This window comes from Chryseobacterium polytrichastri (assembly GCF_900142445.1).
Classification (GTDB): Bacteria; Bacteroidota; Bacteroidia; order Flavobacteriales; family Weeksellaceae; genus Chryseobacterium; species Chryseobacterium polytrichastri.
Genome location: NZ_FRAV01000053.1, coordinates 23,431 through 30,425, shown reverse-complemented (window position 1 = coordinate 30,425; position 6,995 = coordinate 23,431). Strand labels below are relative to the sequence as shown.

Below are 6,995 nucleotides of genomic sequence, written 5' to 3'. Positions count from 1 at the left end.
AGTTATTTTCTTCGATATGATGATTGATCTTGCGGAAAGCGAATATCAAATTGATATCAGAAAAAACTCCGCATCCGCACAATCAGCAACTTCCGGAGAACAGAAAAAGAAACTTTAGTTTTTATCTGTGGATTGCCCGGACTGCTGGGATATTATATCATTAAAGAAACATTTGTAGATGAAAAACTGGTAAGAATCCTATGAATAGGAATGATTAGGAAAGCTTTTAATAATAACTATACAGGCAAATTAAAAAGCAGTAGAAAAGGAGACCTTTCCAGTCTCCTTTTCTACTGCTGACAGTATTGCTTTTAGTACATTTTTTTGATTTTCATTATGTAATATGGGTTGGTATTAAGAACATCAATGTCTGCTAATCAAAAAAGGTTTAGAAGCATCTGATTTTACCCAATTTTTTGTGAAAAATTATAAAATCCATTTGTAGCCTAAATTTTTGTTCTTTTTAATTCAATAACGTTGTTACCTTGCTCGAGATGAAGACTGTCTCCTTTTACCCTTGCTGTCATATCATCTTTCTTATAAACAGTTTCATCACCTTTCGTTTCTGTTTTTGGTAATGTGAATGTTTTTTTATTGCTTGTAATAGCAACCGTACTTTCTTTAGGATCATTTTTGAAAACTACTTTTACTAAAGCACCGTCTGTTGCTTTATAAACGAAATCTGTCTTTTCTGTTTTCTGTCCGTTAACCTCTATTGTAGATGAGCTTACTGTAGAAGAATCTATTTTCCCATTATTATCAACAATAGTTGTTTCCGAACTATCAGATTTGATAACACTTTTATTTCCGCTTTCAGTTTTATTGCAGCTTACTAATGATAAAGCTACCAATGAAACAGTGATTAAAAGTCCTTTTTTCATAGTATTTAATTTTTTTAATGTATTTATAAAATATGTTGTCTGTAGTGAATAGATTACAGCAAATTTAGTGAAACAAAAAACAAACCAATAATAACAACTCAGGCTCAAAAAAATAGAGACTAAATTTGAATTGCTTTTTTAATTTCTATTAATAAAAGAAAGTGAAAAATAGGAAAAATATTTTAGTGGTCTTTAAAATGTAACTTAATATTTAAATTTTTAGAATTTTATAATTATATAGGATTTAAAATTAACTAAAATTTAACTCAGAATTACCGTAAAATAGAGTCATTATGTGGGTGAAAAAGTTGAAAATTGATTAAATTTGTATAAACTATAAAAAAACGGAAAAATGAGTTACATTTCTTATATAGAAGCGAGACAAATTTTGGATTCAAGAGGAAATCCTACAATAGAAGTAGATGTATTTACTGAAAACGGTGCAATGGGCCGTGCAGCAGTTCCTTCGGGAGCATCTACAGGAGAGCATGAAGCGGTTGAATTACGTGATGGTGGTTCAGAATACATGGGGAAAGGAGTTCTTAAAGCTGTTGAAAATGTAAGAGAGGTAATAGCACCTGAATTAGTGGGTCTTCCTGTTTTTGATCAGAATCTTTTAGATCAAATTATGATTGAGCTTGATGGAACACCTAATAAAGGTAGTCTTGGAGCTAACGCAATCCTTGGAGTTTCTTTGGCAGCAGCAAAAGCAGCAGCAGCTGAATTGAAAATGCCTTTATATAAATATGTAGGTGGTGTTAATGCAAACACACTTCCTGTTCCTATGATGAATTTGATCAATGGTGGTTCTCACTCTGATGCCCCTATTGCATTTCAGGAATTTATGGTAATGCCGGTAAAAGCAGATTCTTTCTCTCATGCGTTGAGAAAAGGAACTGAAATTTTCCATAACCTAAAAGCTATTCTTCATTCTAGAGGTTTGTCTACTGCAGTAGGTGACGAAGGTGGTTTTGCACCAACTTTCAAGGGAACTGAAGATGCTTTGGATACTTTGCTTCAAGCAATTGAAAAAGCAGGTTACAAGCCTGGTGATGATGTAATGATTGCATTAGACTGTGCTGCTTCAGAATTCTATAAAGACGGAATTTATGATTACAGAAAATTCCAAACTCCGGATGCTGCACAATTTACAAGCAGCGAGCAGGTTTCTTACCTTGCTGAATTGGCTAATAAATATCCAATTATCTCTATTGAAGACGGTATGCAGGAAAATGACTGGGAAGGTTGGAAAATGTTAACTGACAAAATCGGTGACAGAGTACAATTAGTAGGTGATGATTTATTCGTAACGAATGTTGAAAGATTGTCAAGAGGAGTAGAAGAAGGAATTGCAAACTCAATCCTTGTAAAAGTAAACCAAATTGGTTCTCTTTCTGAAACAATGGCAGCTGTACAAATGGCTCAACACAATAAATTCACTTCAGTAATGTCTCACAGATCAGGAGAAACTGAAGATTCTACAATTGCTGATTTGGCTGTTGCAATGAATTGCGGACAGATTAAAACTGGTTCGGCTTCAAGATCAGACAGAATGGCGAAGTACAACCAATTATTAAGAATTGAAGAAGCTCTAGGTGAAACTGCAATTTTCCCGGGATTAGGAGCATTTAAAATCAAAAGATAATTGAAATTATAAATAACGGCAAGCGATAATTTTTGTTTGCCGTATTTTATGGAATTTAGTAAATTTAGAAAAAAAATAAATAAATGTCAGACAACAAAGTAATATTGAATTACGACGGTAATTCATATGAATATCCAATCGTGGATAGTACTATCGGAGACAGAGGGATCGATATTTCAAAACTAAGAGACCAAACAGGTTTAATCACTCTAGATTTAGGTTACAAAAATACAGGAGCTACACTTAGCGACATTACTTACTTAGACGGGGATAAAGGGGAATTATTCTACAGAGGATATCCTATTGAGCAAATTGCTGAAAAGTCTAACTTCACAGAGGTAATGTATCTTTTGTTACACGGTGAGCTACCAACTTCAGACCAATTCAATACCTTCAACGGTAATATTAAAAAATATAACTTCGTAGCAGAGGAGATGAAAAAAATCATCGATGCTTTCCCTCGTTCTGCTCACCCAATGGGAGTTTTATCTTCTTTAACATCTGCATTAACAGCATTCAACCCGAAAGCGGTAAATGTAAACTCTAAAGAAGAGATGGATCATGCTGCTGAATTGATGATCGCTAAATTCTCTCACCTTTGTGCTTGGACATATAGAAAAAGTCAAGGTTTGCCGCTTAACCACGGAGATAACAACCTGAGTTACGTAGAGAACTTCTACAAAATGGCTTTCAGATTACCAAATGCTGATTTTGAAATGAATCCTGTGGTAGTTCAAGCTTTAGATAAATTATTAATTCTTCATGCGGACCACGAACAAAACTGTTCTACATCTACTGTAAGAATGGTAGGTTCTGCTCACACAGGTCTTTTTGCTTCAGTTTCTGCTGGTATTTCTGCACTTTGGGGTCCACTTCACGGTGGTGCAAACCAAGCGGTAATCGAAATGCTTGAATTGATTGAAAAAGATGGTGGAGATGTAAACAAATGGGTTGCAAAAGCAAAAGATAAAAATGATAGCTTCCGTTTAATGGGATTCGGACACAGAGTTTACAAAAACTTCGACCCAAGAGCGAAAATTATCAAGAAAGCTGCTGATGATTTATTGAGTGCACTAGGTATTGAAGACAAAGCGTTGGATATTGCAATGCAGTTAGAAAAAGTAGCATTGGAAGATGAGTACTTCATCGAAAGAAAATTATATCCAAACGTAGATTTCTATTCAGGAATCATCTACAGAGCGTTAGGAATTCCTACAGAAATGTTTACAGTAATGTTTGCATTAGGAAGACTTCCAGGATGGATTGCTCAATGGAAAGAAATGAGAATCAAAGGAGACCCAATCGGAAGACCAAGACAGGTTTACCAAGGAGCTCAAAAAAGAGACTATATCGATTTAGTAAACAGATAATATTTGTTTCAGATAAATATAAATCCCAAAGTTATGCTTTGGGATTTTTTTTGTTTTTAAAGTTTAATCATCATTAAGTAATTTGCCAATTTTATTGTTGTAAATATTAGCAACCTTTTCAACCTGTTTTTCTGTTCTTTTTTGAATATCTATTGATGTTTTTACCCCTTGCACCATAATCATGGAACCTCTTCTTGTTTCAATGAAATATTTTAAAATCTCACCATCTTCTAATTCAACCTTTCCAAATGTAAAATCTTCATCTTTACTTTTAAATTCTCCATATAATTGATTTTTGGCATTAATTAAACTACCAAAATGGAGAGTTCCATTTTCATTTGTAATAAGTTTTCTTGTTGTTAAAATGCTGAAATTATCTGAATCTATAATGATTGAACAAATAATCAATTCTTCATCATGTAATTCGAAAGGATAATGTTGAAATAAAATTTTAGAATTATTTTCATAAAACGTTGCCCATTTGAAATCATAAGGTTTCATAGTACTTCTTTTGATTTTAGCGATACAAATTCTATGAATGGATTTATCAGATTTTCTCATTGTAGTTTTAATGAATGACTAAAATACAAAAGTTTTAAATATAAGTTAGATAGTAGGAATCGTTCCTCCGTCAATCACATACTCAGTTCCGGTTAAATAACTTGCTCTTGGTGAAACCAAAAAACCTACAAATTCGGCAATATCTTCCGGTTGTGCAGGTCTTCCGATGGGGATTCCTCCCAATGCGTCCATTACGCTTTGGGTTGCTTCTTGTATTGTTGAATTAGAACTTTCCGCAATTCGTTCCATCATTCTCGTCGCAGAATCTGTCATAATCCAACCTGGAGAAACAGTAAGAACACGAACTCCTTTCGAAGAAACCTCCTTTGATAAACCTTTACTGTAATTAATAAGACCTGCCTTTGCCGCTGCATATGGTAACGTAGAATCATAAAGCGGTAATCTTCCCTGAATTGAGGCAATATGAATAATTACACCATGTTTCTGTTCGATCATTTGCGGTAAAAAACCTCTGTCTAAACGAACGGGAGCTAATAGATTCGTTTGAATGGTGTTTTCCCAATCTTCATCCTTCAAAACAGAGTAGCCACCGCCAGGAGTTTCCGAACCACCTAATGTATTAACCAGAATATCAAGCCTTCCAAATGTTGATAATACTTCAATTACAACTTTTTGAGTTCCTTCAGATTTGCTTAAATCTGCTGAAATGAAATGTATTTTTTCATTGATTACTTCCGGTTGGTTTCTTGCTGTTACGATAACTGTTGCACCTGCGGCTAAAAGTCTTTCCGCGATAGCTTTTCCAGTGCCTTTAGTTCCGCCGGTTATCAATGCTATTTTGTTGCTTAATTCATTATTAAAATTAAATTGCTCGTTCATACTTTTAAATTTTGTACAAATTTCAGATGTATGACCAATTTATGCAAGTACGGAAATACGATTCACATAGGGATAAATTTTTCCCCTATTGCTATTTTTAGAACATTGATTAATTTTGTTGAATGTATGAAAGAAAAATCCCTCCAAGTTTAAATTGCGGTCTAGACTTAATTGGTGAAGTACTTATGGCAAGTGGAAGATCCGCTTGTTATGGTTTATTAATGAAGGTCATCAAAGACCAAGTGAACTGCAACGTAAAATCCCTGACGCTTCCCGAAGAGTGTTGAACATGCAGTTGAAAGAATTGGAAGATCACGAGCTTGTGACGAAGAAGATATATCCTGTTGTTCCTCCAAAAGTTGAGTACAGCCTAACTGAATTTGGGAATACTTTGATTCCTGTTATTTCAGTTCTTGGAGAATGGGGAGATAAAAATGAAGAACATCTTAGAACAGTTATCCTCAACCGATTAGAAAATATTGTTGAGAAATGATATTTTAGAATATTTTCTAAATTTACATCTCAGAATTCATTAAATTTACATTTTATAAAAAGCTAATAAACAATGAGTTTCGGACAGCAAATGTTATTTTTTTTTAGTGTTATAGGAGCCTTTAATGGGCTTTTATTAGGTATTTATTTGTTGTTCGTTAAAAAATTAAAGCATATTCCTGATTTCTTTTTAGGATTAATTTTATTGACTTTAAGTATCCGAGTAGGAATTTCAGTATGTATTTATTTCTATCCGGATTGGCCTCGTATTATTCCCCATTTGGGATTATCTTCACTATTTTTTACAGGTCCGGCTTTGTATTATTATATCCGTTCTTCTTTTTTACGAGAGCAATTTGATCTTAAAAGTACAAGAAAATCCTTTGGCGTTCTGACGCTAATTCTTGCTATGGTAGGGCTTTTATATTTAATTTTCCCGATTACTTGGGACACCTATTTTGCAAGATTTATTTATGGGATATGGACGGTTTTCATTTTTCTATCTGTTTATGAATATTATATTTTTTCGAAAAAAGATGCTAAGAAACCGGCTCAATTTATCCTCCCTATTTTAGTAAGTAATGTGATTATCTTTTTAGCCTATCAACTGATGTCCACAGGATTGATTCAGGTATATTGTGCGGGTGGAAGTCTTGTGTTTTCTTTGGTTTTATATGGAAACGTTTTGATCTTATTCAACAATAAAAACAGATCCGTAACAGTAAAGGAAGAAAGCAAATATTCTAATAAAAAGATACCGGATCAACAGGCTGAAAACTTTGTTTCAAAATTAGAAAGGTTGATGAATATGGAAGAGCTGTATAAAAATCCGAATTTGAAGTTGAATGATCTTGCTATGGAAATGAATATCTCGACGCATCAGCTTTCACAATTATTAAATGATAATTTGGGTAAAAGTTTTTCAACCTATATCAATGAATATAGAATTGGTGAAGCGTGTGAAAAGATTGAAAATGGCTCTTATCTAAAATTTGAAGAAATAGGATATGAAGTTGGATTCAATTCTAAATCTACATTTTTCTCTACCTTCAAGAAAATAAAAAACACAACACCGCTTTTATATAAGCAATCTCAAATCACTTCTGAGCCTAGGTTTCAGGGTTTAGATTTATAATTCTGTACTTCGGAATTTAAACTTCAAAACCTCTTTTTCATCGATCTCCAATACTTTTGGTTTCATAAAAT

The 6,995-nt window shown here is 33.5% G+C and carries 7 protein-coding genes; 4 read left to right on the top strand and 3 right to left on the bottom strand.

What is annotated here, in order from left to right:
• Positions 1-446: 446 nt before the first annotated feature.
• A complete protein-coding gene (locus tag BUB80_RS21560) occupies positions 447-881 on the bottom strand; it encodes a hypothetical protein (RefSeq protein WP_073297668.1) in 435 nt (144 codons plus the stop codon).
• A gap of 352 nt (positions 882-1,233) precedes the next feature.
• On the opposite strand from BUB80_RS21560, the gene eno reads away from it, so the two are divergent.
• Entirely contained in the window at positions 1,234-2,526 is a 1,293-nt protein-coding gene (gene eno / locus BUB80_RS21555) for a phosphopyruvate hydratase (protein WP_073297666.1), read from the top strand.
• An 83-nt stretch (positions 2,527-2,609) separates the two neighbouring features.
• Positions 2,610-3,896, top strand: coding sequence for a citrate synthase (locus BUB80_RS21550; protein ID WP_073297664.1), 1,287 nt, complete (start codon positions 2,610-2,612; stop codon positions 3,894-3,896).
• Positions 3,897-3,959: 63 nt separating this feature from the next.
• On the opposite strand, the gene BUB80_RS21545 is transcribed toward BUB80_RS21550, so the two are convergent.
• Both BUB80_RS21545 and BUB80_RS21540 read right to left on the bottom strand, forming a co-directional pair.
• Positions 3,960-4,457: a hypothetical protein gene (locus BUB80_RS21545; protein ID WP_073297662.1), complete on the bottom strand. Its 498-nt coding sequence runs from the start codon at positions 4,455-4,457 to the stop codon at positions 3,960-3,962.
• Positions 4,458-4,502: 45 nt separating this feature from the next.
• Positions 4,503-5,297 carry an SDR family oxidoreductase gene (locus BUB80_RS21540; protein ID WP_073297660.1) on the bottom strand — a complete coding sequence of 265 codons (795 nt, stop codon included), beginning with the start codon at positions 5,295-5,297 and terminating at the stop codon, positions 4,503-4,505.
• A gap of 205 nt (positions 5,298-5,502) precedes the next feature.
• Here BUB80_RS21540 and BUB80_RS21535 point away from each other — a divergent pair, with 205 nt between their 5' ends.
• Both BUB80_RS21535 and BUB80_RS21530 read left to right on the top strand, forming a co-directional pair.
• The gene (locus BUB80_RS21535; RefSeq protein WP_262484450.1) at positions 5,503-5,790 is read left to right on the top strand and encodes a winged helix-turn-helix transcriptional regulator; all 288 of its coding nucleotides are present in this window, start codon (positions 5,503-5,505) and stop codon (positions 5,788-5,790) included.
• A 72-nt stretch (positions 5,791-5,862) separates the two neighbouring features.
• Positions 5,863-6,924, top strand: a complete 1,062-nt coding sequence (locus tag BUB80_RS21530; protein ID WP_073297658.1) for a helix-turn-helix domain-containing protein — start codon at positions 5,863-5,865, stop codon at positions 6,922-6,924.
• The last annotated feature ends 71 nt before the right edge of the window (positions 6,925-6,995 follow it).